Genomic DNA, 24,950 nt, shown 5'->3' with positions numbered 1-24,950 from the left:
ACGCGAGCCTGCGGATCCCGGGCCTGGCCGAGCGCCGCCTGCGCAGCCGCAGTGCCCTGGAGGGCCTGCTGCGCTCCTGGGCCGGGCCGCACACGCGCGAGGCGGTGGCCGAGGAGGCCCTCTACTACGCCGAGCTCCTGTCCCGGCCCGGTGCCGCCCACAGCGCCCTGGAACCGTTGCGCAACCTCGTGCTGTCCCGGGCGGAGACGGCGGCTCTGGACAAGCCGGTGACGGTGCCCGTTCTGTCGGTGCAGGGCGAGCTCGACCCGGTCCAGCCCGCCCAGGCCTATGCGCGCGACACCCACCACGTGGCAGGCGACCTGCGCCAGGTGACGATCCATCGCTCCGGCCACTTCCCCCAGGAGGAGACCCCTGCGGGGTTCGTCCGGGCGCTGCTGCCCTTCCTGGCCGACGTCGCCCCGCCCACTTCTGCCTGACACCTCGAGCCGGGCACGTCTCGCGCAGCCCTACGGAGTAACGGTAGGGCTGCGCGAGAAAAGCCCGGCTCGGCTGCGGTACGGCTGGGCAGGAGCGCCCGGCGCCGCCTCACCCCGGCTCACACCGGCTGGCGCAGGTTGTCCATGAGGGAGCGCCGGTCGAGCTGGGCGGGCAGCCAGGTGGTTGCCACCGCGAGCGCCAGCGAGATCCCGCTGACGAGGGCCAGCAGCCCCACCGGGACCGAGGCGACCAGGACCGCCATCCCGCCCCCGGAGTACAGCGCGGCGTAGACGGCGCTGAAGGCGGTGGCCACCAGCCCGAAGAGGATGCCGGTGACGGCGTAGATGACACCCTCCAACGCCGTGGAGGCCAGAACCGTGCAGGTGCGCGCCCCGATGACCCCCAGCAGCGCCCCCTCCTGGCGCCGGGCCCGCCCCACCATGGCGATGTTGGCGATCCCGCCGACGCCGGAAATGAAGAAGGTTGGAACCCCGACAGAGAGGAACCCGCTGACCGAGCCCTGCGCGCCGGTGGCCTGGCCGGCCCCGACGGCGGCGTAGACGGTGCCGGTCAGGGCCACGGCAATGGCGAAGGGGACGATCGTCGTCATCGACAGGGAGGCGCGGTGGCGGGCGTTGGCGCGGGCGGCGAACCAGGCGGGGCTACGGCCCGGGATGAGGGCGGTCCACCAGGTCAGCAGTGGCCGCAGCGTCCAGTTCGGCACGCTCAGGGCGGCGATCGCGGCGAGGAGCCCCATGGAGGCGCCGGCCATCGCGCGATCCCCCGGGTCGTTGAGGTTCATACCGGACGTGGCCATCTCCGCCCTCTCCGCATCACTCATGGGTAGAGAGCTCTCGAAGGGGGTCATGACCAGCCCCAGGAGCATGATGTCGACGACCACCCACTGCCACCACCGGGTCCGGGTCTGCGGAGCCGTGGCCTCCCGCAGCGCCTGCATCTCGGGGACCGACGCCGCCCGCCGGGCCGGCCCCATCGCGCCCAGGACGCAGAACAGCATCGTCACGGCGATGGTCAACGGCACCCCGAAGCCCGGCATGATGATGGGTAGATTCTGAGGAAACACGTCGAACTCCCGCCAGGTGAGCAGGTAGACGCGAACCAGCGGCAGGCTGGCCACCGCTCCCATGACGCCTCCGAGCAGCCCGATCACCCCGACCTGCGCCAGGATGATGCGGCGGATGCGGCTGCCGGGGATGCCCAGGACCTTCCACAGCGCGTGGGAGCGCTGCTGGGCCGAGACGGTCAGGCCCAGCGTCGTGGACAGGATGACGGCGGTGGCCAGCCCCGCGTAGGAGACAAGGCTGGAGCCGATGATGTGGGCGGCGTTGATGAGCTCAGCCGAGCCCTGGGCGTGGGCCCAGCTCAGGGCGCTGTACCAGGCGGTGATGATGACGCCGATGATGGCGCCGCCGACCGTGGCGACGAGCAGCGACCACAGCCACTGGCGGGCGTGGTGGCGCAGGTCGTTCCAGATGAGTGTGACCATGATCTTCTCCGATCCTCTCCTGATCCTGTTCCGGTCAGGCGGCGCGCGTGGCTCGCGCCGAGTGGACGAGCTCAGCGATCTGGCGGGCGTCACGGCAGCCGGTCCACTGCACCAGGTGCCCCTGACTCATGACGGCGACCGCGTCAGCTCTGGCGGCGGCCTCGACGTCGTGGGTCACCATGACCACGGTGGTGCCCTGCTCGGTGAGCCGGCGCAGCCAGTCCAGGACGAGGGCGGCGGAGTCCAGGTCGAGGGCGCCGGTGGGCTCGTCGGCGAAGACGATCCGGGGCCGGCTGGCCATGACACGGGCGATGGCCACGCGCTGGCGCTCCCCACCGGAGAGCTGGTGGGGCTTGAGGCCGGCGCGGTGAGCGAGCCCAACGGCGTCGAGGGCCTCCCGGGTCTGGGCGCCGCTCAGGGGACGCCCGGCCAGGCGCGAGGGCATGGAGACATTGTCGGCGGCGCTCAGGGAGGCAATGAGGTTGTACTCCTGGAAGACGAAGCCGACGTGGCGGGCGCGAAACCGGGCCCGCTCGGCGGCCCGCATCCCGGAGGTGAGGGCGCCGAGCATGGTCACCTGTCCGCTGGTGGGCTCATCGAGGCCGGCCACGCAGTGCAGCAGCGTCGACTTGCCCGATCCGGAGGCTCCCACGACGGCGGTGAAGCTGCCCTCGGGCAGGTCGGCGTCGACGTGGTCCAGGGCGGTGACGCGGGCGTCCTGGCGTCCGGGGACCTCGTAGACACGGGTGAGGCCGCGCAGCCGGATGGCGACGGGCGACGACGAGTCCGGCCCGGGAGGCGGCGTGGTCGATGGCTGGGATGTGGCGGAGGCGGCGGTCGGATCGGAGGGGGCCAGGGGCGGGTGAGCAGTCATGCCTCCAGCCTGACGGCGTCGCCCCTCTCATCCCATCCGGCCATCTGGCGGAAGCGGGGTGGGGCTAGCCCGACACCGGCCCGGGCCGCCTCCGCCCGACGTCTGGCATCCTCGAGCCGGGCCTTCTTCGCCTAGCCCTACAGAACCGCGGTGGGGCGACACGGCATCCGCCCGGCTCGGCGTCGGCTCCGCGGGCTCCGCCCTCAGACACCCACCTGGGGGCACAGGCCGGCCTCGAGCAGCACGCACTCGCCGCAGCGGGGAGAGCGGGCCGAGCACACCCGCCGCCCGTGCTCGATGAGCCGGTGGCAGCCGTCGGTCCAGCGCCACGGCTCCCACAGGGCCGCAATGTCCTTCTCCACACGCAGCGGGTCCTTCGACGTCGTCCACCCCAGGCGGCGCGAGAGCCTCCCCACGTGGGTGTCCACGGTGATGGCGGGCTGCCCGAAGGCGTTACCGAGCACGACGTTGGCGGTCTTGCGCCCCACTCCCGGCAAGGAGACGAGCTCCTCGCGGCTACGCGGCACCCGCCCCTCGAAGCGCTCGGTGAGCACCTGCCCGATGCCGAGCAGGTGCCCGGCCTTGGCGCGCTGGAAGCCCAGGGGCCGCAGGATCGCCTCGAGGTCCTCGCGCCGGGCCACTCCCAGGGCGGCGGCGTCGGGGTAGCGCCCGAAGAGCTCGGGGGTGACCGTGTTAACGCGTGCGTCAGTGGTCTGGGCCGACAGGACGGTGGCCACGAGCAGCTGAAAGGGGCCGTCGTGATCGAGGGCGCAGGCGGCGTCGGGGTAGAGGGCCATGAGCTCGTCGTCGACGGCGCCCGCGCGCCGGCCCGGATCCGCCACCGCCGACACCTCAGGGACCTCTGGGACCTCGGGGGCCGCCTCAGCCGCCGTCCCGGCCTCACTGCTCACTGCCCTGCGCACTGTGTCCTCTCTCCGCGATCTCGCCGGCGGCGCCACCAGCACCACCGGGGCACTCCTCCGAGCCTCGGCCCGCCTCAGAGCGGGTCTTCCTCCGCAGACCGCCATTGCAGTCGATCCCACCGCCGACCCGCAACCTCACCGATGGGACCGTGTCACACGACGCACCCGATTTTGCTCACCTCTCTTTGACCTGCAACACACGGAGGCTACAATGCTCGACGGCGTGCCACAGGTCACAAGCCGTGGCAGGATAGACCCGAGGGCTCCCGCATGCGGGATGCCAGCCCCCTAACCACCAGGAGGATCTCCGTGGAAGACAGCATTATCTCCAGGATCCCGCTCTTCGAGGGCCTGAGCCCGGAGGAGCAGGAGGAACTGCGCGCCATGATGACGCAGACGACTCTGCGCCGTGGCGAGACCCTCTTCAACGAGGGCGACTCAGGCGACCGCCTCTACATTCTCCTCTCCGGGAAGGTGAAGCTCGGCCACGCCAGCGCCGACGGCCGCGAGAACCTGCTCGCGGTGCTCGGCCCCGGCGAGATCGTCGGCGAGCTGACCCTGTTCGACCCGGGCCCGCGCTCCACCACCGCCACCGCCGTGGCCCCCACCGAGCTCCTGACGCTGGACCACAACCAGCTCATGACCTTCGTGGAGTCCCACCCGCAGCTGGCCAAGGACATGCTGCGCGCCCTGGCCCAGCGCCTGCGCCGCACGAACACCGCGCTGGCGGACCTCGTCTTCTCCGACGTGCCCGGCCGCGTGGCCAAGGCCCTGCTGGACCTGGCCGACCGCTTCGGATCGCCCACCGACGACGGCGTCCACGTCCCCCACGACCTCACGCAGGAGGAGCTCGCCCAGCTGGTGGGCGCCTCGCGCGAGACGGTCAACAAGTCGCTGGCCGAGTTCGTCTCCCGCGGCTGGATCCGCCTGGAGGGCCGGGCCGTCACGCTGCTCGACGTCGACCGCCTGCGCCGTCGCGCCCGCTGAGGTCCCGTCTCGGGTCGCGAGCCCTCAGCACAGCGCACCGGATGAGCCGCCGGGCGCTGGCACCCGCATCAACGACGCATATGACGCCGCGCCTGCGGCCGGGAGATACCGGACCGCGGGCGCGGCGTCATGCTTGGTGGGGTCGCCGAACGGCTCGTCAGGAGCGTGGGCGCTTGAGGTAGGCGATGAGGTTGTCCGTGCCGGACGGGCCGGGCACGACCTGGACGAGCTCCCAGCCGTCAGCGCCCCACTGATCGAGGATCTGCTTGGTGGCGTGAGTGATGAGGGGGACGGTGACGTACTCCCAGGTGGTCGGCGCGGCGGATACAGGCTCAGAAGATGCAGTCATGGGCCTCAGCCTAGAGCCCGCCGCGAGGCGCCGGAAGTCAGGAACACGGGGGCGGCCTCAGGAGGCGCAGCGCACCCGGGCCAGGATACGAGGGGCGCGACGGGCGTGAATCTCGGCGACGAGCTCGTCGTCCTCGCGCTCGAGCCACAGGCCCCAGTCGTCGACCTCGGGGAAGCGTCGCAGCAGCGCCCGCCTCTCCCGCTCGGTCAGGCCACCCCACACGCCGAAGCTGGACTCGGAGTTGAGGGCCTCGGCCAGGCACTCCATACGAACCGGACATGCGAAGCACAGTGATCTCGCGTCGCGCTGCTCAGCCCCCTTGCCGAAGAGCTGGTCAGGCTCAACGGCGGCGCAGGCCGCTCTGGCCGCCCAGGTCTGGTCGTCTTGAATCATGCTCACTCCCGATTCATTCAACGGCCGACGCCGTTGTCGGTCACGTCACAGTCGTTACCGTATGGCAACCGGGCACCGCACACCAAATCCTCCCCCCGTGACCTGGGCAATCCGACCGCCGCAGATCCCCGACAGCGCGCCGCGGACCAGCGCGTTCAAGGAGAGTTCTCTGATAGCGAGCCAATTGCCGGGCATCGGTCCCCCATCACCCCCTCGCCTTTCACACGGCCGAGGATTCCAGTTCTCACGGCCGGAAGGGTGCACCCGAACCGCAGCCTCCCAGCATGGATCGTGATATCACCGTGACCCTCACCTGAATATTTCTTAGGAATTACCTGTATGGCGACACTGTCTCGCTATGTGGCCGCACCGTCCCGTTCCCTGCGACCGTCAACGCCGTCGAATCACCTCGCCTCCCCACCAACCAGAAGGCATTGGGGCTGACCTCCTAGGGTCTTCCCAGCGCGAAGAGGGTCTACGCCACTGCATCCTCCAAGCGATTCCACGTAGGCTGGCGCCATGGCGAAATCCTCTGCGCGCGGGCGCTCACTGACACCACCCCAGGTCGTCTCGATGCTCGTGGTCTTCCTGACTCTCTCGTGCGTCGGCGGGGTCCTGTCCGCAGGCTTCGCCACTCCCTTCGTGGGTGTCACGGCAGCGCTGACCAAGGCATCCGCAGAGCTCTTCGAGGAGCTCCCCAGTGACTTCAACGTCCAGCAGCCCAGCCAGATCTCCACCCTCCTGGCGTCCGACGGCTCCGAGATCACCAAGTTCTACGCGGAGAACCGCATCGTGGTGCCCCTGAACTCGATCTCGGTCAACATGCAGAACGCCATCGTGGCCGTGGAGGACCAGCGCTTCTACCAGCACCAGGGCGTCGACCCCACCGGCATGGTGCGAGCCCTGGTGTCCAACAACGCCGGCGGCTCGCGTCAGGGTGCCTCGACCCTGACTCAGCAGTACGTGCGCAACACGCTCATCGAGACCGGCCTGAAGAACGATGACCACAAGATCATCCGCGACGCCACCGAGAGCACCGTGGCCCGCAAGCTGCGGGAGATGAAGTTCGCCCTCAGCCTGGAGCAGAAGTACTCCAAGCAGCAGATCCTCGAGGGCTACCTCAACATCGCGGCCTTCAGCCCCTCCACCTACGGGGTCGAGGCCTCCGCCCAGCACTACTTCAGTAAGTCGGCCAAGGACCTGACAGTGGCCGAGGCCGCTCTCATGGCCGGTGCCACGAACGCCCCCAGCGCCTACGATCCCGTCACCCATCCGGAGCTGGCCAAGAGCCGCAGGAACTGGGTGCTCTCCAAGATGCTGGAGGAGAAGTTCATCACCAAGCAGCAGTACGATGAGGCCGTCAACTCCGAGATCAAGCTCAATGTTCGGGACTCGCCTGCAGGTTGTGGGGCTGCGGGCAGCTACGCCTACTTCTGCACCTATGTGGTCAACGAGATCCTCGGCTCGGAGAACTTCGGGCCTAATGTCTCCGCACGCCGTCAGCTCCTGACGCGCGGCGGCCTGAAGATCACCACCACCCTGGACCGCGCGCGCCAGAGTGCCGCCGATTCCGTCATTCAGGCCAGAACTCCGATCGGGGACTCCGACGGAGCCAATTCCACCATCGTGTCGATCGAGCCCGGCACAGGAAGAATCCAGGCTCTGGCTCAGAACACCAACTATGAGGATTCCCAGCTCGTCTTCGCAGCGGACGCCAAGCACGGTGGAATCGAGCTCCCCGACGGAAACGTCGGCTTCCAGCCCGGTTCGACGTTCAAGGCAATCGTCCTGGCCGAATGGCTCAAGACTGGCCACACAGCCGGTCAAATGGTGAACGCGTCCGCACCGAAGAACTACTCGCCCAATACGTTCACAGTTTCCTGTGATCCCGCGCGCGCGGCCGGTTCCTGGCCCGTCAACAACGTCGCCGGGACCAACGCCGGCGTCATGACCGTCAGAGAAGCCACGAAGCAGTCCATCAATGCGGGCTTCACCGAGATGCTCAGGGACCTCGATGTCTGTGAGGTCACGAAGCTCGCCGCCTCCATAGGCATCACCAAAGCGGACGGGAGCCCACTGGATCCTGACCCCTCCATCGCCTTGGGAGGCACACCCGTACCACCGATCAGCATGGCCAATGCCTATGCAACCTTCGCCTCCGGCGGCAAGTACTGCAAACCCATCGCCATCGACCAGATCCTGGACGCCAGCGGGACCTCCATGGCCGTGCCCGGCGCCGACTGCACCCAGGCCATGGACCAGGGTGCCGCAGACGAGACAGCAAGAACGCTCCGGGCCACATCCGAACCAGGAGGTACCGCTAAGGACGCCGTCTTCGGCCGACCGATCGCGGGCAAGACCGGAACCACGGACGAGGCCGAGAACACCTGGTTCGTGGGATTCACCCCGCAGCTGTCCACCGCGGTCTGGATCGGTGACGCCACGGAGAGCGGCAGGAGCCTTGTAGGCAGGACGATCGGAGGAGTGTACTTCCCGAAGATTTACGGCAGTGACCTGGCCGTGCCGATGTGGCGCGACTACATGTCCCAGGCCGTGGCGAACGACCCTGTCCTGCCCATTCCCTCCCACGGGTGAGCGCCGCTCCCCGCGAGAATGACAACTGCACAGAAGAGGACCCGACTCCCCATGACGCCCTGCCCTGTCGGCCGCGCCGCCCTGTCCGTCATCGGCGCCACCGCCGCCCTGGGGGCGGCCACGCTGGCCTACAGCCTCATCGAGGCCAGGTGCCCCGTACTGCGGCGCATCGACGTGCCGGTGCTCGCCGCCGACGAGGAGCCCCTCACGGTGCTGCACCTGGCCGACCTTCACCTGACGGGTCACACCGAGGCGCGGGTCGCCTGGGTGCGGCAGCTGGCGCAGCTGCAGCCCGACGTCGTCGTCAACACCGGCGACAACCTCTCCCTGGAATCCGGGCTGGAGCCGCTGCGGCGGGCGCTCGAACCGCTGACGGGTCTGCCCGGGGCCTTCGTCATGGGCGACCACGACTACCGCTCCACCGTCTTCCGCCTGCCGACGCGCTACCTGCACCGGGACCCGCGCAAGGCCTCCAGCCGCGTGCGCGACGAGGACATTGAGGCCCTGCCCTGGGAGGAGATCCGCGACCTGCAGGCCGCCGGCGGCTGGGTGGACCTGACCAACCGGCGCGGCTCACTGACCGTGCGCGGGCGGCGCATCGAGCTGGTCGGCGTCGACGACCCGCACGCCAACCGTGACGTCCTCCCCGTCCCCGAGGCCGCCGACTCAGTGGAGTCGGCCACTTCCCTGCCGGCGATCCGCGACCACGAGGGCCGGGCTCTGCGACTGGGGCTCACCCACGCCCCCTACCGGCGGGTCCTGGAGGCGATGTCGGCCGACGACGTCGACCTGGTCCTGGCCGGACACACCCACGGCGGGCAGCTGTGCGTGCCCGGGGTAGGGGCACTGGTGACCAACTGCGACCTGGACCGGGGGCGCGCCTCGGGCCTGTCGCAGTGGCCGGGCCGTCTCGGGGACCCGCGGGCCGCCGACCACATGTACCTGCACGTCTCCGCCGGGCTGGGCACAAGCCCCTACACGCCCGTGCGCCTGGCCTGCCGGCCCGAGGCCACGCTGCTGCGGCTGCTGCCGGCCTGAGGGGCGGCGCACCGCCCCAGCACATCGTCCAGCACGCCCCCGGCACCTCAGCCCGCGCTTCCCCCACCAACACTTCGACAGAATCTTCATAAATGACGCGGAGCCGTGTCTTCTATGAAGTTTTGGTCGATTTGTGGGGCCTGGGCACTCAGGGGGCCTGGGTGTGGCAGTCAGTGACGCCAGCGAGCGAAGCCGCCCTCGGAGTTGATGACCTGCCCGGTGATCCAGCGGGCCTCATCGGTGAGCAGCCAGGTGATGAGGCGCGCGGCGTCGTCGGGCTCGCCCCAACGCCCCTGGGGGAACATGGCGGCGATCGCCTCGCGGTCCGCGTCGGTGACGTAGCCGGTGTCGACGGGGCCGGGGTTGACCGTGTTGACGGTGATGCCGGCGTCAATGAGCTCCTCGGAGATCGTCGGGGTGAGGCCGGCGATGGCGGCCTTGGCGGCGGCATAGGCGATCTCCCCGGGCAGAGGGCCCAGGCCCTGGCCCGAAGTGAGGAAGACGATGGCGCCGCGGTGGTTGTCGACCGATCGACTGCCCAGACCTCCGGAGCGGGCGGGAGCGGGCGAGGCGAAACCCTTCTGGGCGGCGAAGGCCTGCGCCAGGAGGATGGAGGCGCGGGCGTCGACGGCCCAGTGGGCGTCCAGGACGGCCTCGGTCATCTCGCTGAGCGGACCGTCGGGGCTGCTCATGGCCTGGTTGCACACGAGGGCGTCGAGGTGGCCGGCGGCGGCTGCGGCCTGCTCGACGACGCGGACCGGCTCCCCGGGGGCGGCCAGGTCGACGGGGATGTCGACGAGCCGGGCCGAGCCGACCAGGTGGGTGCGGATGGAGGTCATGACGGCGTCGATGTCGTCAGCGCCCCAGGGCTGGGAGGCGTCGTGCGGGCGGTAGTGGTGGGCGACGACGCTCGCCCCGTAGTCGGCGGCGCGGCAGGCGATGGCGTGGCCGATGCCGACGCGGCGGCTGACCCCCGTGACCAGGACGGTGCGCCCCGCCAAAGGCAGGGGATCGCGTCCGCCGGGGCGGGCAGGAGCGGCGGTGGGGTGTCCGCAGTGAGCATCAGTGGTCATACCGGCAAGCGTAGAGGGGCCTTCCGCGCGTACGGGGGCGTTTTCTTTCCGCCGGGGGCATTCTGCGCGTGCGGGGACCGTCTTCCTGTCCCCGCACGCGCGAGACGTCCCCGGCCGCGATGAAATGTCCCCGACGGCGTCGATTGCCCCCGCCGGTTCGAGGGGCGAGGGAGCGAGAGGAGGCTGGTGGGGGCCGCGTCAGTCCTCGACGTGCGCGAGCTCGCGGGCGAAGGCCTCGTGGTTGGTCTGCGAGGACAGGACGAAGCGGATGAGGTCAAGGCGGCCGACGGCGTCGGGATCGGTGTGGGAGCGCTGTTCGACGGCGCGGGCCCGGGCCACGGCGATCTCGGCGACCTTGGCGATCGGCCAGCCGTAGACGCCGGCGGAGACGGCCGGCAGGGCGATGTCGGTGCAGCCGAGCTGGATGGCGAGCTCCAGGGAGTTGTCGAAGCAGGCGCGCAGCAGGGCGGGATCGTCCTCTCCGGCGTGACGGTTGGGGCCCACGGTGTGGATGACCCAGGTGGCGGGCAGGTCGAAGCCGGGGGTGGCCACGGCGCGGCCGACCGGCAGGCCGTCGGGCAGCTCGGTGTCGCGCACCTTCTGGCAGGCGTCAAGCAGGCGGGGGCCGGCGGCGCGGTGAATGGCGCCGTCGACTCCCCCTCCGCCTAGGAGGGTGCTGTTGGCGGCGTTGACGATGGCGTCGACCTTCTCGGTGGTGATGTCGCCGACGACGGCCTCAATGCGCATAGGGGCTCCTTGTCTGCAGCGGGTGGCTCTGCGGGCGCCTTCTCAAGCCCCGCTCGACCCGCGCGTCTCTTCGGGTGGACCCATGGACCCGAGGATGACGGGTCCTGGACTGGTGAGGGCCCTCCGGGGTGAGTCAGTAGGAGGACCGGTCGTCAGCACCCTGTCACGGTGGGCACCTCGGGCCAACCGGGTTCCGACAGGGAGCGAACACCGACGTGACGGAGGACTCAGTGGCTCTGATTTCCTCCCTGCGGTGGGTGGAGGCTATGCTGTCGCCTGCTGCACACGGGGTGTGGCGCAGTTTGGTAGCGCGCTTCGTTCGGGACGAAGAGGTCGTGGGTTCAAATCCCGCCACCCCGACGACGAGGACGTCCGCGAGCTTGCTCGTGAGACGTCCGAGGAGGAAGGGGTAGGAGGCCGTCAGGCCGAATACCCCGACGATGAGAAGACCCATGAACTTGCTCATGAGGTCTTCGAAGAGGAGGGGGTAGGAGGCCGCCAGGCCGAATACCCCGACGATGAGAAGGCCCACGAGTTCGCTCGTGGGCCTTCTGCCGTGTCATGACCGTCATCCCGTAGACCTCAGGCGCCCGACCGTCGCTCCCCCGCGTCATGGACGCGTCCGTGACGCGGGTCCTGTCCACTCACAGGAGCAGACAGGACCCGATAGCGGTCTCCGGGCACGGTGCCCCTCTCATCCCACCCGGTCTCTCACCCCGTACGGCCACTCCCCTGCACCGCCGGCGGGACCGGCCGGTCCCGGCCCGCCCCGCCGGCCCGCCCCACAGCCGGGACATATGCCACCCACAGGCGCACCGGTTAGGCTGGCTCCCGGTCACCCAGCCGGAGGAAAGGACGAGCGAGCGTGAACAAGTCCCCACGCGACTCCGCCGCCTCTCCCTCTCCTCGAGCCCCACGGCGTCTGAAGTACGTCGAGGCGCTCCTGTGCATCGGCTTCGCCCTGGCCTTCATCGTCTGGACCTACCTGAGCGCCCCGGGCCCTCTCGCCCCACACACCAAGCAGCACCCTCCGGCCATCGACGCCCTCCTGCCGACCCCCGACACCCAGCCCAGGTCAGTCGCCGGACAGCTCGCCGAGGCCTTCGCCACCTTCACCCACCCCGCCCTCATCCTCGGGCTCATCGCGACCTGGGTCATCTACGCCTACACGGCCCGCATGCGCCGCCTGAGCGTCTCGCTGGCCATCGCCGCCGCCGGCATCCCCACCCAGTTCCTCATCGCCCTGTACCTGGCTCACCCCGACCCGGGCTCCGCCTTCTCCGACTCCATCGCCGCCTTCACCTACTCCTACCCCAATGCGCACATCACAGCGATGACCCTGGCCTCCTGGGTCCTGGTGACCCTCGCGCGCGCCCACCATCGCAGCACCATGGTCGCAGCCGGCACCGTCCTGGGCTACGCGGCCGTCGCCGTGACCGCCGTCGGACAGTGGTACATGGGCCTGGCCTCACTCAGCGACCTCATCGGCGGCTTCCTCCTGGGCGCCGCCTTCGCGAACCTGGCCCTGTGGGTCGGCGGCATCGACGCAATCCTCACCAGCTGGGTCAACCGTCGCCTCTCGCGCGCCAGCAGCGAGAAGCGCGCCGCCGTCATCTACAACCCCACCAAGTTCGACGACCTCTCACTCCTGCGCCGTCGGGTCGCCGCCGAGGTGCGTGCCGCCGGCTGGCTGCCCACCGTCTGGCTGGAGACCACCCCCGACGACCCCGGCCGCTCCATGGCCGATCGCGCCCTGGAGGCCGGCGTCGACCTGGTCATGGTGGCCGGCGGGGACGGCACCGTGCGCGCCGTCTCCTCCCAGCTGGCCGGCACCGAGATGCCCATGGCCCTCATCCCCGCCGGCACCGGCAACCTGCTGGCCCGCAACCTCTCCATCCCCTTGGACACCGACGCCGCCATCCGCCTGGCTCTGCGCGGCCACCTCAAGGCCATCGACATGGTCACCTGCACCTTCGACGACGGCCAGGAGCGTTTCGTCGTCATGGCCGGCATGGGCCTGGACGCCCAGATCATGGAGTCCACCGACTCGGGCCTGAAGAAGGTCATCCGCTCGGGCGCCTACGCGGTGGCCGCCGTGCAGAACGCGGTCCCCGACCCCTTCACCGCCACCATCACGCTCGACGACGAGCCCCCGGTGCGTCGCCAGATGGTGATGGCCCTCATGGGCAACGTCGGCACCATCACCGGCGGTATGACGCTCTTCCCGCGAGCCACCCCCTCCGACGGCCTGGTCGACCTGCTCCTGGCCAGCCCCGGCAAGGTCGTGGACTGGGCCCGCCTGGGGGCGCAGATCCTCACCGGCCAGGAGATGGAGGGCTTCACCCTCACCCGCGCCCGGAAGGTCCTCATCGAGGCCGACCGCCCCGTCCCCTTCGAGCTCGACGGCGACACGGCCGGCTCCACCCGCACCCTGCACGCCGAGGTCGAGGACGGCGCCCTGCACGTCGTCGTCCCCCAGTGAGCCACCACCCCCGACGAGCCCCCTGTCCCACCCCACGACCCATACCTCTCACGTGAGCATCGTGACGCATCCGTGACCGCCCCCGCTGCCCTAGACTGACGCCCAGTTGTTGCCCAAATGGGCAACAACGTCACCCATATGGGTACCCGCGCCCCGATCGCATCGTCGGTGCGACCCTCTCTTTAGCCAGCAGGAGTTCCATGCGTTCTCGTCTTACGGTCGCCCTCGGCCGCACAGCGCGCCTGGCCGCCCGCATGCGCGGCGGCGGCAGCGGCGGCACCGCCTTCCCCGGCCTGGTCATGGAGCGCACCGACCCCGGTTTCCTGGAGCGCACCCTCAGCCGCCTGCCCCGCGGCGTCATCGTGGTCTCGGGCACCAACGGCAAGACCACGACCACCAAGATGGTCGTCCAGCTCCTGCGCGAGCAGGGCCTCAAGGTCTTCACCAACCGGACCGGCTCGAACTTCGTGCGCGGCGTGCTCGCCTCCCTGCTCACCGAGGTCGACGCCGCAGGCAACCTGGACGCCGACATCGCGGTCCTCGAGCTCGACGAGGCGCACGCCGTGCACTTCGTGGCCCGGGTCCGCCCGCGCGCCTGCCTCCTGCTCAACGTCATGCGCGACCAGCTCGACCGCTTCGGCGAGATCGACTACACCGCCTCCCTCCTGCACTCCATCGCCAAGGCCACCAGCGACGTCGTCGTCCTCAACGGCGACGACCCGCGCCTGGCCGCCCCCGCCTTCCTCGAGGACGTCACCGCCCGCGTCGTCTCCTTCGGCGCCGGCGAGGACCTGCGCTCCCTGTTCCTGTCCGACGACGACCTGCGCACCGGCCTGGTGAGCCCCCGGGAGGACGGCCAGGCCCCCGGCCCACGCGTCACCCTGGAGGCCATTAACGGCCAGCGCGCCACCGTGAGCGTCGACGGGACCTCCCACGAGGTCGACTTCGCCATCCCGGGCGTCCACAACCTGCTCAATGCCTGCGCCGCCCTCGGGGTGGTCCTGGAGGTGCTGGGCGAGGACGCCGACCTGCCCGGGCTGCTCACCACCCTGGGCTCCGTGCAGGCCGCCTTCGGCCGCGGCGAGGTCCTCACCCTGGACGGCCGCCCCGTCCAGCTCTCCCTGGTCAAGAACCCGGCCGGCTTCCGCATGGGGCTGCTCTCGGCGGCCTCCCAGGCGCAGGACGGCGAGGTCGTGGTCGTGGCCATCAACGACGAGTACGCCGACGGCCGGGACATGTCCTGGCTGTGGGACGTCGACTTCTCGGCCCTGCGCGCCGGCGGGGTCACCGTCGTCACCGGGGTGCGGGCCTGGGACATGGCGCTGCGGCTGCACTACGACGACGTCGATGTCGCCGACGTCGAACCCGACCTGCGCCGGGCCGTGGCCCTCATGCGCAGGGCTGCCGCCGACACCGACCGCCCCATGCGAATCTTCACCACCTACACCGCGATGCTGGCCCTGCGCTCGATCCTGGGCGAGATGACGGACGTTGAGGAGGTCATGTCATGACCGCGCGTTACGAGCACACCACCGACGGCCCCGCCCGTGGCAGCCTGCGCCTGCTCCAGCTCTACCCGCGGGACATGAACATCTACGGCGACTGGGGCAATACGCTCGTGCTGGCGCGGCGCGCCCAGTGGCAGGGCTACGACGTCGAGCTCCTCTCCTACGACCCGGGCGACGAGCTGCCAGGCGACATCGACATCCTCGTGGGCGGCGGCGGCCAGGACTCCGGTCAGGACCGCATCAAGGAGGATCTGGTCAAGGTCGGCCCCACCCTCAAGGCGTGGGCGGGCGACGGCGTCCCGATGCTGGCGATCTGCGGCCTCTACCAGCTCTTCGGGCACGGCTTCACCACCGCCAAGGGCCAGGAGATCCCCGGCATCAGCCTCATGGACGCCCACACGGTGGCCGGCGACACCCGCCTCATCGGCAACATCACCCTGGATACCGAGGACTTCGGCGCGGTGGTCGGCTACGAGAACCACTCCGGCCTGACCACCTTGGGGCCGGGCGCGCGTCCCTTCGGCACCGTGCGCATGGGCGACGGCAACAACGGCAAGGACTCCACCGAGGGCGGCCGCGTCCACCACGTCATCGGCACCTACCTGCACGGTTCCCTGCTGCCCAAGAACCCGACCGTGGCCGACTGGCTGCTGGCCCGCGCCGCCGAGCACGCCGGCGCCGCCTGGGAGCCCGAGCCGCTCGACGACGCATGGGCCGAGCGCGCCCGCGCCGTGGCCATGTCCCGGCCCCGCTGACCTCGGCACCGAGGCGGGGCCGGCAGAGGGCGGCGCGCCCTTCCATCACACAGGTCCGTCGTCACACCCCCTTATTTTCACAACTCATTTCGGATCTAATAGACGAGAAGAGTGAAGAGATTCATGTCACTCTTATTGGATACCAAGTATTTTCCAAGGTTCGTCCCATGGAACCGGAAGGAAACCGACCAACACCATGCCCCTAAAAGGCATTGAAGTCTCATATTAGATATATTCACCATCCGGTCACCCGCTGTTGGACACTGATTTATTCCGGCCGAGACCACGGCGTGACATCAGTGCGTCGGGCATTGCAGAATATCTGCCATGACAGCACAGAATTCTTCCGGTTTCGATTGGCCCGCCCGTTCCGCCGACAAGATCTGGCTCGGCGTCTGCGGAGGCCTCGCCAACAAATGGAACGTCAACGCCTGGGTGGTTCGCATCGCCTTCTTCCTCTTCGTCGTGCCGCTCGGCTACGTCTACTACCTGGGCGCCCAGAACATGCCCGCCCCCTCCGCCCGCTAACCCACCACCACCTCGCCAGACAGCCTTAGCGCCCTCACAGCCCTTGAGGGTCGCATAATGCGGGGAAGCAGTTCCCGGCCTCAGGTAGAAACATCCCCGAACAACCATCCCGACATATTGCCAACCACCCACTTCCTACTTCCGCGAGAAGAACCTTGCGGAAGTAGGAAGTGATCTCACTATATTTTTACGGATCGACACCGTTGTCATCTCTTGCCCGGAACACGCGCAGGCCCCCGCTCTCAGGCTTCACCAAGGAATCGAACCCCTTCCCCGCCACGCCTCCGGATAGACGCACTACGCTGAAGCAGAACGCCTCCTGACCTGCTGCGGGATAGAGAAGCATTGCCTTAGACTCACATCGACGAAGCCTCCTTCAATGTCGACCCGAGGACACCATGGATTTTGCTGTTCCACGACACCGCGCCCCCGACGGCACCGCCTACCTTCCCGAACCAGGCGCCGCCACCTTCGCACTGTCGGACCTGAGCCCCGGCACCAGCGGGCGCATCACCGGCCTGCTTGACGACGGCGTCGGCGGGGTCCTCGTCAAGCGCCTGCGCAACCTGGGCTTCGTCCCCGGTCGGATCGCCACGCCGCTGCGCCGCGCCCCCATGGGGGATCCAGTGGTCTACCGCGTCTCCGACTACGAGCTGTGCCTGCGTCGCCAGGAGGCCCGACTCATCCAGGTCACCGCAGTGGAGGCCGAGAACCGCATCATCCTCCAACCCAGGCCGGCCGGACGGCACGCGGCCGATGACCCCGCAGCACCGAACACGGGAGAGACTCTGTGAGCACCCACGACACTACGCAGCACGCCCCCGGGCATTCGCAGAGTTGCGAGCAGCCCTACGACGGCGCCGACTGTCACTGCGGCTCGGGAAGCTCCAAGACCCTGGTGACCGGCGCCCCGCGCGTCGCCCTGGCGGGTGCCCCCAATGCCGGCAAGACCTCCATCTACAACGCCCTGACCGGCCTGCACGCCAAGACCGGCAACTACCCCGGCGTCACCGTCCAGCGATCGCTGGGTACCTGCAAGGTCGGTGGTAAGACCCTGACCATCGAGGACCTGCCGGGCGCTTACTCCCTGGACCCGATCAGCCCCGACGAGCAGATCGTCCACGACGTCCTCACCGGGACCTCGACCACGGTCAGTGCCCCGGATGCCCTGGTCATCGTCGTCGACGCCACGACGCTGCAGCGCGGCATGAACTTCATCGCCGAGGCCCTCGCCCTGGAGCTGCCCACCTGCCTGGTGGTCACCATGACCGACGAGCTCAGCCGCCGCACGGGCCGACTCAACGTCGCGGCCCTCGGACACGCCCTGGGCATCCCCGCCGTGCGAGTCATCGGTCACCGCGGCGTCGGCATGCCCGACCTGCGCGCCCAGCTGGCCCAGGTCGAGAACTGGCAGCGCACCCCGCTGCCGCCGCCCACCGACCCCGACGAGATCACCTCCTGGGCCGACTCGGTGCTGGCCGCCGCGGACTACCAGGCGCCCCAGAGCGACCAGATCACCTCCGCGGTCGACAAGGTCCTGCTGCGGCCCGTCCCCGGCACCATCGTGTTCTTCACGATCATGTTCCTCTTCTTCCAGGCGATCTTCACCTGGGCGGCGCCCTTCCAGGACGCCGTCGAGGGCGGCTTCGGGTATCTGGGCGGGCTGGTGCACAGCTGGCTCGACGAGTCCCACCCGCTCATCGCCGGGCTCCTGGGAGACGGAATCATCGGGGGTGTGGGCTCGGTGCTCACCTTCATCCCCCAGATCATCATCATGTTCCTCATCATCGCCGTCCTGGAGGGCGTGGGGTACATGTCCCGAGCCGCCTTCCTCATGGACAAGGTCATGAGTATCGCCGGGCTGGAGGGACGGGCCTTCGTGGCGCTGCTGTCCTCACTGGCCTGCGCGATCCCCGGGATCATGGCCACCCGCACGCTGCCGTCCACGAAGGACCGGGTGGCCACGATGCTGGCCGCACCACTCATGACCTGCTCGGCCCGCCTGCCCGTCTACGTCATCATGATCTCCTTGACGGTCGACGGCAACGCCAAGGTCGGCCCCTTCGGAACCCGCGGCGTGGTCATGTTCGCCCTCTACCTGCTGGGCGCGGTCTCCGCGATGGCGGCCGCCTGGGTGGTCAAGCAGCTCACCGACCGCGGCAGCGTCCTGCTGCCCTTCTACATGGAGATGCCGCCCTACCGCATGCCCCGCGTGCGCACGGTCCTCATCATGGTGTGGGACGCCTGCAAGGGCTTCCTGAAGAAGGCCGGCACGATCATCACCCTGACCACCGTCATCCTGTGGGTGCTGCTCAACGTCCCCATGCGCTCGGACGCCCAGTTCGAGGCCTTCTGCGCCTCCGACACCCAGTGCGCCGCCATCTCGGCGGCCGTGGAGAACCCGGAGTCGTCCACCGTCAAGGGGGATGACGGCGAGGTCATCACCGACCCCGAGGAGCTCGGCAAGCTGCTGGAGGCTCAGAAGACCTCCTACACGATGGACAACTCCTGGGCGGCCAAGGGAGGCAAGGTGGTCCAGCCGGTCTTCGAGCCGCTGGGCTTCGACTGGCGCATCAACGTCGCCACCCTGTCCTCGCTGGCGGCGCGCGAGACCTTCGTGGCCACCCTCGGGCAGATCGCCGCCGCCGAGGACCCCGAGGACCCCGGCGCCCACCTGGCCACGATGACCTACCAGAAGGACACCCTGACCAACAAGGCAGGCGACCAGTTGTTCAACCCGGCCACCGTCATCGCGGTCCTCGTGTTCTTCGTCTACGCCCTGCAGTGCATGGCCACGGCCGGTGCGATGCGCCGCGAGACCGGCACCTGGAAGTGGCCGATCATCGCCTTCACCTACATGTTCGTCATGGCCTGGGTCATGGCGGCAATCAGCCGCGCACTCGTGGCCGCCTTCATGTAGGTGGAGAGCAGCACGGACCAATGACCAGCACGGCGCCCCCGTCGGTGGCGGGGGCGCCCAGGACAGCAGGAGAGGTGAGGCAGTAGTGCCCGTCGTCCCCACGCACCCGACAACCACGCCGGACCCCGACGTGCTGCGGTGGGTCATTCCCGACGGCCTGCTGCCCTTCACCGGGGAGGTCGCCCAGGCCCCGACGCTTCTCCAGAAGCTCATGGACGACGGCACCCTGCGCTCCGTGAGGGTCGACGGCGGTGGGGTGCTCACCCTCCTGGGGGCCGGCCACGACTGGCGCACGGAGGGGGCCCGGGTGCGATCCGCGCTGGTAGACGCCCTGGGCGCCCCGAAGTCGTGGAAGGGCGCCTCCAGCGCCCATGCCTCCGGCCCCGACGACGCCCTGGAGGCCGCCGCCCGACAGATCGCCGGCGGCTCACTGGGGACCTTCGTCAACAGCCACGGCGGCGCACTCGTGGTGCAGTCGGTGCGCGACGGCGTCGTCGAGATCGCCATGGAGGGCGCCTGCGACCACTGCCCGGCCGCGGAGATCACGATGCACGCGCGCTTCGAGCACCTGCTGCGGCGCCGTTGCCCCTGGCTGGTCGAGGTCCGCCGGGTCGACGAGTAGTCCTTCTCCGAGCAATCCGTCACCGAGCCGGGTAATTGTCGCGCAGCCCCACCTTTTTCCGCCCGGCTGCGCGAGAAGTGCCCGGCTCGGCGCGTTGTGCGGCGTGGGCATCCCACCCCTGATCTGTGTCGGTGACACCCCAAAAACCTGACGATAACTAAGCCTCACCTTAGACTGTCATGGTCGGTGCGCGAGCCCGCATCACGACCGAGCACAGACTTAAGGATCCGAGGAGCTCCGAGGGCAACATGGCGACTGCAGTCTCACACCACGGCACGACGACGCCGGCCGGCACCGGCGGCACCCCGCCTTCCACCCACACGTCCCTGTCCGATCTGCGTCTGGGGACCAGCGCCCGGGTCATCGGGCTGCAGGAGGACACGGCCGAGGACCCCATCTCCAAGCGACTGAGCAACCTGGGCTTCGTGCCCGGCCGGACCGTGACGCCCCTGCGCCGCGCCCCGCTGGGTGACCCGGTGGTCTACCGCGTCGCCGACTACGAGCTGTGCCTGCGCCGCCACGAGGCCCGCATGGTTCACGTCGAGGTCCTCACCGAGGCCGACATCGTCGAGCCCCTCACCGGGCAGTGGGCCGACACTACCGACCGTGAGGAGCAGCGCCCATGAGTGACCACTGCGTAGCCTCCGAGGTCCCCGGCGCCCCCGACTGCCACTGCGGGTCCTCCAGCTCCAAGACCCTGGTGTCCGGCGCCCTGAGGGTCGCCCTGGCCGGCGCCCCCAACGCCGGCAAGACCTCCATCTACAACGCCCTGACCGGTCTGCACGCCAAGACCGGCAACTACCCCGGCGTCACCGTGGCGCGGTCGCTGGGGACCTGCCGGATCGGCGAGACCAGCCTGACCATCGAGGACCTGCCGGGCGCCTACTCCCTGAACCCGATCAGTCCCGACGAGCAGGTGGTGCGTGACGTCCTCACCGACGCCTCACAGAGCATCACCGTGCCCGACGCCCTCGTGGTCGTCGTCGACGCCACGACGCTACGGCGCGGGCTGAACTTCGTCGCCGAGGCCCTCGCCCTGGAGCTGCCCACCTGCCTGGTGGTCACCATGACCGACGAGCTCACGCGGCGCGCCGGGCGCCTGGACGTGGCGGCCCTCGGGCAGGCCCTGGGGATCCCCGCCGTGCGGGTGGTCGGCAACCGCGGCATCGGGATCCCCGAGCTGCGCGAGCGCCTCACCGAGATCTCCGCCTGGCAGCGCCCACCGCTGCCCGCGCCGACGGAGCCCACCGAGGTGGCCTCCTGGGCCGACTCCATCCTGGAGGCCGCCGACTACCAGGCGCCCCAGCAGGACCGCATCACGACCGCCGTTGACCGGGTCCTGCTCAACCCCGTCCTGGGGTCCCTGGTGTTCTTCGCCATCATGTACATCTTCTTCCAGGCGATCTTCACCTGGGCGGCACCTTTCCAGGACGCCGTCGAGGGCGGGTTCAGTGCCCTGGGGGAGCTGGTGCACGGCTGGCTCGACGAGTCCCACCCGCTGCTGGCCGGGCTCCTGGGTGACGGGCTCATCGGGGGTGTGGGCTCGGTGCTCACCTTCGTGCCCCAGATCATCATCATGTTCCTCATCATCGCCTTCCTCGAAGGCGTGGGGTACATGTCGCGTGCCGCCTTCCTCATGGACCGGATCATGAGTCGGGCCGGACTGGAGGGGCGGGCCTTCGTGGCACTGCTGTCGTCCTTCGCCTGCGCGATCCCCGGGATCATGGCCACTCGCACGCTGCCCAGCGCCAAGGACCGGGTGGCCACGATGCTGGCCGCCCCGCTCATGACCTGCTCGGCACGGTTGCCCGTCTACGTCCTGCTCACCTCCATCATGGTGCCCGCCGACGCGAAGATCGGGCCGCTGAACGCGCGCGGCACCGTCATGTTCGCCCTCTACCTGCTGGGGGCGGTCTCCGCGATGGTGGCCGCCTGGGTGGTCAAGCGCCTCACTGACCGTGGCGGGGTGCTGCTGCCCTTCTACATGGAGATGCCGCCCTACCGGCTGCCGCGGCCGCGCACGGTCCTCATCATGGTGTGGGACGCCTGCAAGGGCTTCGTGAAGAAGGCTGGGACCGTCATCGCCCTGACCACGCTCATCCTGTGGGTGCTGCTCAATATGCCGATGCGCTCCGATGAGCAGTTCAACGCCCACTGCTCCGCCAGCACCGAGTGCGCGGCCGTGTCCGCGGCGGTGGAGGACCCGGCGTCGTCGACCGTCAAGGGGGATGACGGCGAGGTCATCACCGACCCCGAGGAGCTCGGCAAGCTGCTGGAGGCTCAGAAGACCTCCTACACGATGGACAACTCCTGGGCGGCCGCCGTCGGCAAGACGGTTCAGCCGGTGTTCGAGCCGCTGGGCTTCGAGTGGCGCATCAACGTGGCGATCCTGTCATCGCTGGCGGCGCGTGAGACCTTCGTGGCGACCCTCGGGCAGATCGCTGCCGCCGAGGACCCTGAGGAGCCCAGCGCCCACCTGGCCACGATGACGTACCAGAAGGACACGCTCACCAACAAGGCCGGCGACCAGCTGTTCAACCCGGCCACGATTGCGGCGATCCTCGTGTTCTTCGTCTATGCCCTGCAGTGCATGGCCACGGCTGCGGCGATGCGACGCGAGACCGGCACCTGGAAGTGGCCGATCATCGCCTACACCTACATGTTCGTCACGGCGTGGGTCATGGCGGCTCTCACGAGGGTCGTCGTCGCCATGCTCATGTAGGCGGGCGCCGGGGGCGCACACTCCCACCGACCCCGGCGCACACTCACGCACCCCGCCCCCACACCACTCACCCCCACACACTTCGACCGAATCTTCATAAACGACGCGGCTCCGGGTCGTTTATGAAGATTCGGTCGAAGTGTTGAGTGAGTGCCAGCACCTGGCGGCTGCTTGTACCTCTGTCTCTTGCCTTCGCCTCCGCCTTCACCTCCGCGGCAAGCAATCGTCTAGGCTCGCGGCATGGCGACTCCGGAGTTCATCGTCTCCCTGCGGCAGAAGATCGGGCACGACATGCTGTGGCTGCCAGGGGTGAGCATCGTCGTCGTCGACGAGGCCGGCAGGCTCCTGCTGGGGCGGCGCGCCGACAACGGGCGGTGGGCGGTGGTCTCCGGCATCCCCGAGCCCGGCGAGCAGCCTGCGGTGGCGATCAGGCGCGAGTGCCTGGAGGAGACCGGCGTCGACGTGGAGGTGCTGGCGCTCACGAGCGTAACCGCGGGTGAGCCCTTCGCCTTCCCAAACGGGGACAACTGCGTGTTCATGGACATCAACTTCGTGGGGCGGGCGCGGCCCGGCAGCGCGGATCGCGCCCATGCGGCCGACGACGAGTCCACGCAGGTGGGCTGGTTCGCGCCGGACGCACTGCCCGAGCCGCTGCTGAGCTCGACGCCCGGGCGCATCGAGGCGGCCCTGGCCTGGCTGGCCGATCCGACGTCGGGCGCGCGCTTCCACCCGGCGTCCTGACGCCGGCCGACGCCATCCGGACGGGGACAACGACGGGGACATTCTGAGCGGCGGGGTGCCGTCTCTTCCGGCCGGGGACAACCTGCGCGTACGGGAACAGGAATTCTGTCCCCGCACGCGCGGACTGCCCCCACCCGCGGCAAAGTGTCCCCGACGGCGTCGAATGTCCCCGGCCGCAGGAGGGGTGAGGCAGTCGGTGGGGCCTGGTGGTGGATGCACCACTCGTGGAGGGGCGAGACCGGAGCGGTCAGGCCTCGGGAACCTCGATGCCGATACGCCGAAGGCCGTCGGCCTGCTCGCCGTTCGGGTCGAGGAGCCTGGCGGCGGTGAGGACGACGCGCACGCCCTCGGGGGGTGATGACCTCGACCTCGCAGGAGTTCCACGGGGTGATGCGTGGGCCGGTGACACTGCCCGGCCGGTGCTGTTCGCAGGCCTTGGCAATCTCATCGATCTGGGACAGGATGCAGGAGAGGCTGACGCTCATCGAGGGGCCGGCGGCCGAGGAGGGCTCCTGCGGCGTCGGCACCAGGAGGACGTCCTGGAAGGCCCAGCGGCGCAGGTGCACCAGCTGGCCGGGAATACTGAACAGAGTGAAGAAGCCCAGCGCCTCAGTCCAGAAGTCGACCGAGGCATCCAGATCCGACGTCGGGACGGTGACGAACATCGGCATGCCGTAGATGCCGCGGAAGGGCTCGGGCGGTTGGGCGTCCTCGCCAGGCGCGGGCACAGGGCTCATCTCGAATGCGTTGAAGGTGCTCATGCGGGGCAGCCTCGTCCCTCACGCTACGTGAGGGTCAAGGTGATCCGCGTTGCTGTTGGCCCCGCGGCCGGGGACATTCCGCGCGACGGGGTGCCGTCTCTTCCGGCTGGGGACATCCTGCGCGTACGGGAACGGGAATTCCGTCCCCGTACGCGTCGATGGCACCCGTCGGAGGCACAGTGTCCCCGACGGCGTCGAATGCCCTTGTCACCGACAACAGCACTGTCAGAACGGAGCCATCGCTGAGGCGACGAGGTTGCTGCGCGGCAGCGGCTCGTCACGAGCCAGCGCCCGACACCAGTCGTCGGCGGTGGCCACCGCCGCCCAGTTGGAGTGCAGAAGTGCCATGAGCGTGGTGTGAACCGTACGCGCATCCGCCTTGCCGGCGCGGTTGCGCAGGTTGATGGCGCCGACGGCGTCGGAAAGCACCTCCGTCGTCAGACCGATCGTCTCGCCCCAGGCCGCCGAGGCCAGGACGCAGTTGTTCACCATGAACCCGACCAGCGTCACGGTGTCAACGCCCTGCTCGTGCAGCCATGAAGCGAGGTCGGTTCCCGCGTAGATCGACCCGTGGTGCTTGACGACGCATTTCCACTGCGGGGTACGCCGACGCTCGATGCTCGGGCAGAGCTCGAAGCCCTTCCCTCCGTGGGCGAAGATGGCGCCGCCGGGCGGACCGGCGTGCTGCACGCAGACCACCGGGAGTCCGGCGCTCTCGGCGGCGTCGAGCACCCGCTCGATCTGCTCCATGCAGTCGCGCAGGCGCGGGTAGCGGATGCGCAGCGGCAGGCGGGCGTATTCATTCTGTACGTCGATAAGGACCAGGGCTCTGCGCGGGGCGGTTCGGTCCGGTTCATCACGATTAGTCACGGTGTCTCCAAACGTGTGCGCCGTGGTGCGGCGGTTGCGTGGTGACACTCAGGATGTGCGATCGGACCGACGCCCACCAGTGGCACATATGCTATGTAACGATGGTTTTACGCCAGG

General features: G+C 69.3%; 22 protein-coding genes, 1 tRNA gene and 1 pseudogene. 15 read left to right on the top strand and 9 right to left on the bottom strand.

Translation table 11 applies throughout. The features are described from left to right. Positions 1–437, top strand: a 437-nt coding sequence (locus RIV12_RS10265) for an alpha/beta fold hydrolase (protein ID WP_309323612.1), incomplete at its 5' end; no start/stop codon positions are given. 119 nt (positions 438–556) lie between these two features. Here the strand turns inward: RIV12_RS10265 and RIV12_RS10260 are convergent. The 3 genes from RIV12_RS10260 to nth form a co-directional block, all read right to left on the bottom strand. Then, on the bottom strand, positions 557–1,945 hold the full coding sequence (locus tag RIV12_RS10260; RefSeq protein WP_309323611.1) for an ABC transporter permease: 1,389 nt from the start codon (positions 1,943–1,945) through the stop codon (positions 557–559). A 34-nt stretch (positions 1,946–1,979) separates the two neighbouring features. Continuing rightward, positions 1,980–2,819, bottom strand: a complete 840-nt coding sequence (locus RIV12_RS10255; protein ID WP_309323609.1) for an ABC transporter ATP-binding protein — start codon at positions 2,817–2,819, stop codon at positions 1,980–1,982. Between the two features lie 203 nt (positions 2,820–3,022). Then, on the bottom strand, positions 3,023–3,847 hold the full coding sequence (gene nth, locus RIV12_RS10250; protein WP_309323614.1) for an endonuclease III: 825 nt from the start codon (positions 3,845–3,847) through the stop codon (positions 3,023–3,025). 204 nt (positions 3,848–4,051) lie between these two features. On the opposite strand from nth, the gene RIV12_RS10245 reads away from it, so the two are divergent. Continuing rightward, on the top strand, positions 4,052–4,729 hold the full coding sequence (locus RIV12_RS10245) for a Crp/Fnr family transcriptional regulator (RefSeq protein ID WP_003787943.1): 678 nt from the start codon (positions 4,052–4,054) through the stop codon (positions 4,727–4,729). Between the two features lie 157 nt (positions 4,730–4,886). On the opposite strand, the gene sp36 is transcribed toward RIV12_RS10245, so the two are convergent. Together sp36 and RIV12_RS10235 are read right to left on the bottom strand one after the other, a co-directional pair. Continuing rightward, entirely contained in the window at positions 4,887–5,078 is a 192-nt protein-coding gene (sp36, locus tag RIV12_RS10240; protein ID WP_003787945.1) for a Sp36 family protein, read from the bottom strand. A gap of 57 nt (positions 5,079–5,135) precedes the next feature. Next, the gene (locus tag RIV12_RS10235) at positions 5,136–5,471 is read right to left on the bottom strand and encodes a WhiB family transcriptional regulator (RefSeq protein ID WP_075417743.1); all 336 of its coding nucleotides are present in this window, start codon (positions 5,469–5,471) and stop codon (positions 5,136–5,138) included. A 519-nt stretch (positions 5,472–5,990) separates the two neighbouring features. Between RIV12_RS10235 and RIV12_RS10230 the strand changes: the two genes are divergently transcribed. Further along, on the top strand, positions 5,991–8,066 hold the full coding sequence (locus RIV12_RS10230; RefSeq protein WP_309323607.1) for a transglycosylase domain-containing protein: 2,076 nt from the start codon (positions 5,991–5,993) through the stop codon (positions 8,064–8,066). Positions 8,067–8,117: 51 nt separating this feature from the next. Continuing rightward, a complete protein-coding gene (locus RIV12_RS10225; protein WP_309323605.1) occupies positions 8,118–9,104 on the top strand; it encodes a metallophosphoesterase in 987 nt (328 codons plus the stop codon). A gap of 170 nt (positions 9,105–9,274) precedes the next feature. Here RIV12_RS10225 and RIV12_RS10220 read toward each other — a convergent pair whose 3' ends face one another. Together RIV12_RS10220 and RIV12_RS10215 are read right to left on the bottom strand one after the other, a co-directional pair. Further along, entirely contained in the window at positions 9,275–10,177 is a 903-nt protein-coding gene (locus RIV12_RS10220) for an SDR family oxidoreductase (RefSeq protein WP_309323603.1), read from the bottom strand. Positions 10,178–10,375: 198 nt separating this feature from the next. Next, positions 10,376–10,924 carry an O-acetyl-ADP-ribose deacetylase gene (locus tag RIV12_RS10215; RefSeq protein ID WP_309323601.1) on the bottom strand — a complete coding sequence of 183 codons (549 nt, stop codon included), beginning with the start codon at positions 10,922–10,924 and terminating at the stop codon, positions 10,376–10,378. 286 nt (positions 10,925–11,210) lie between these two features. On the opposite strand from RIV12_RS10215, the gene RIV12_RS10210 reads away from it, so the two are divergent. From RIV12_RS10210 to RIV12_RS10160, 11 genes are all read left to right on the top strand, one after another. Beyond that, positions 11,211–11,284 (top strand) — tRNA-Pro (locus RIV12_RS10210). 505 nt (positions 11,285–11,789) lie between these two features. After that, positions 11,790–13,406, top strand: coding sequence for a bifunctional phosphatase PAP2/diacylglycerol kinase family protein (locus tag RIV12_RS10205; RefSeq protein ID WP_309323600.1), 1,617 nt, complete (start codon positions 11,790–11,792; stop codon positions 13,404–13,406). 200 nt (positions 13,407–13,606) lie between these two features. Beyond that, the gene (locus RIV12_RS10200) at positions 13,607–14,917 is read left to right on the top strand and encodes a MurT ligase domain-containing protein (RefSeq protein ID WP_309323598.1); all 1,311 of its coding nucleotides are present in this window, start codon (positions 13,607–13,609) and stop codon (positions 14,915–14,917) included. Beyond that, positions 14,914–15,669, top strand: coding sequence for a type 1 glutamine amidotransferase (locus RIV12_RS10195; RefSeq protein ID WP_075417685.1), 756 nt, complete (start codon positions 14,914–14,916; stop codon positions 15,667–15,669). The genes RIV12_RS10200 and RIV12_RS10195 overlap by 4 nt, the downstream gene beginning before the upstream one ends. 327 nt (positions 15,670–15,996) lie before the next feature. After that, a complete protein-coding gene (locus RIV12_RS10190; RefSeq protein WP_075417686.1) occupies positions 15,997–16,197 on the top strand; it encodes a PspC domain-containing protein in 201 nt (66 codons plus the stop codon). Positions 16,198–16,595: 398 nt separating this feature from the next. Next, positions 16,596–16,991 carry a FeoA family protein gene (locus RIV12_RS10185; protein ID WP_075417687.1) on the top strand — a complete coding sequence of 132 codons (396 nt, stop codon included), beginning with the start codon at positions 16,596–16,598 and terminating at the stop codon, positions 16,989–16,991. Beyond that, entirely contained in the window at positions 16,988–19,117 is a 2,130-nt protein-coding gene (gene feoB / locus RIV12_RS10180) for a ferrous iron transporter B (protein ID WP_309323596.1), read from the top strand. The genes RIV12_RS10185 and feoB (RIV12_RS10180) overlap by 4 nt, the downstream gene beginning before the upstream one ends. Positions 19,118–19,202: 85 nt before the next feature. Next, entirely contained in the window at positions 19,203–19,739 is a 537-nt protein-coding gene (locus tag RIV12_RS10175; protein ID WP_075417689.1) for a NifU family protein, read from the top strand. 248 nt (positions 19,740–19,987) lie between these two features. Beyond that, positions 19,988–20,365, top strand: a complete 378-nt coding sequence (locus RIV12_RS10170; protein WP_309323594.1) for a FeoA family protein — start codon at positions 19,988–19,990, stop codon at positions 20,363–20,365. Then, on the top strand, positions 20,362–22,461 hold the full coding sequence (gene feoB, locus RIV12_RS10165) for a ferrous iron transporter B (protein WP_309323592.1): 2,100 nt from the start codon (positions 20,362–20,364) through the stop codon (positions 22,459–22,461). The genes RIV12_RS10170 and feoB (RIV12_RS10165) overlap by 4 nt, the downstream gene beginning before the upstream one ends. A 240-nt stretch (positions 22,462–22,701) precedes the next feature. Continuing rightward, positions 22,702–23,202 (top strand): NUDIX hydrolase, encoded by a 501-nt coding sequence (locus tag RIV12_RS10160; RefSeq protein WP_309323590.1) that lies wholly within the window; start codon positions 22,702–22,704, stop codon positions 23,200–23,202. Between the two features lie 247 nt (positions 23,203–23,449). Here the strand turns inward: RIV12_RS10160 and RIV12_RS10155 are convergent. Continuing rightward, positions 23,450–23,963: pseudogene (locus RIV12_RS10155) on the bottom strand (VOC family protein). A gap of 225 nt (positions 23,964–24,188) precedes the next feature. Continuing rightward, positions 24,189–24,833 carry an isochorismatase family protein gene (locus RIV12_RS10150; protein ID WP_309323589.1) on the bottom strand — a complete coding sequence of 215 codons (645 nt, stop codon included), beginning with the start codon at positions 24,831–24,833 and terminating at the stop codon, positions 24,189–24,191. Between the last annotated feature and the right edge of the window lie 117 nt (positions 24,834–24,950).

This window comes from Actinomyces stomatis (assembly GCF_031292835.1).
In the GTDB taxonomy this organism is placed as follows: domain Bacteria; phylum Actinomycetota; class Actinomycetes; order Actinomycetales; family Actinomycetaceae; genus Actinomyces; species Actinomyces stomatis.
Note: the sequence above shows the minus strand (reverse complement) of the source record. Positions and strands in the feature narration are given on the sequence as shown.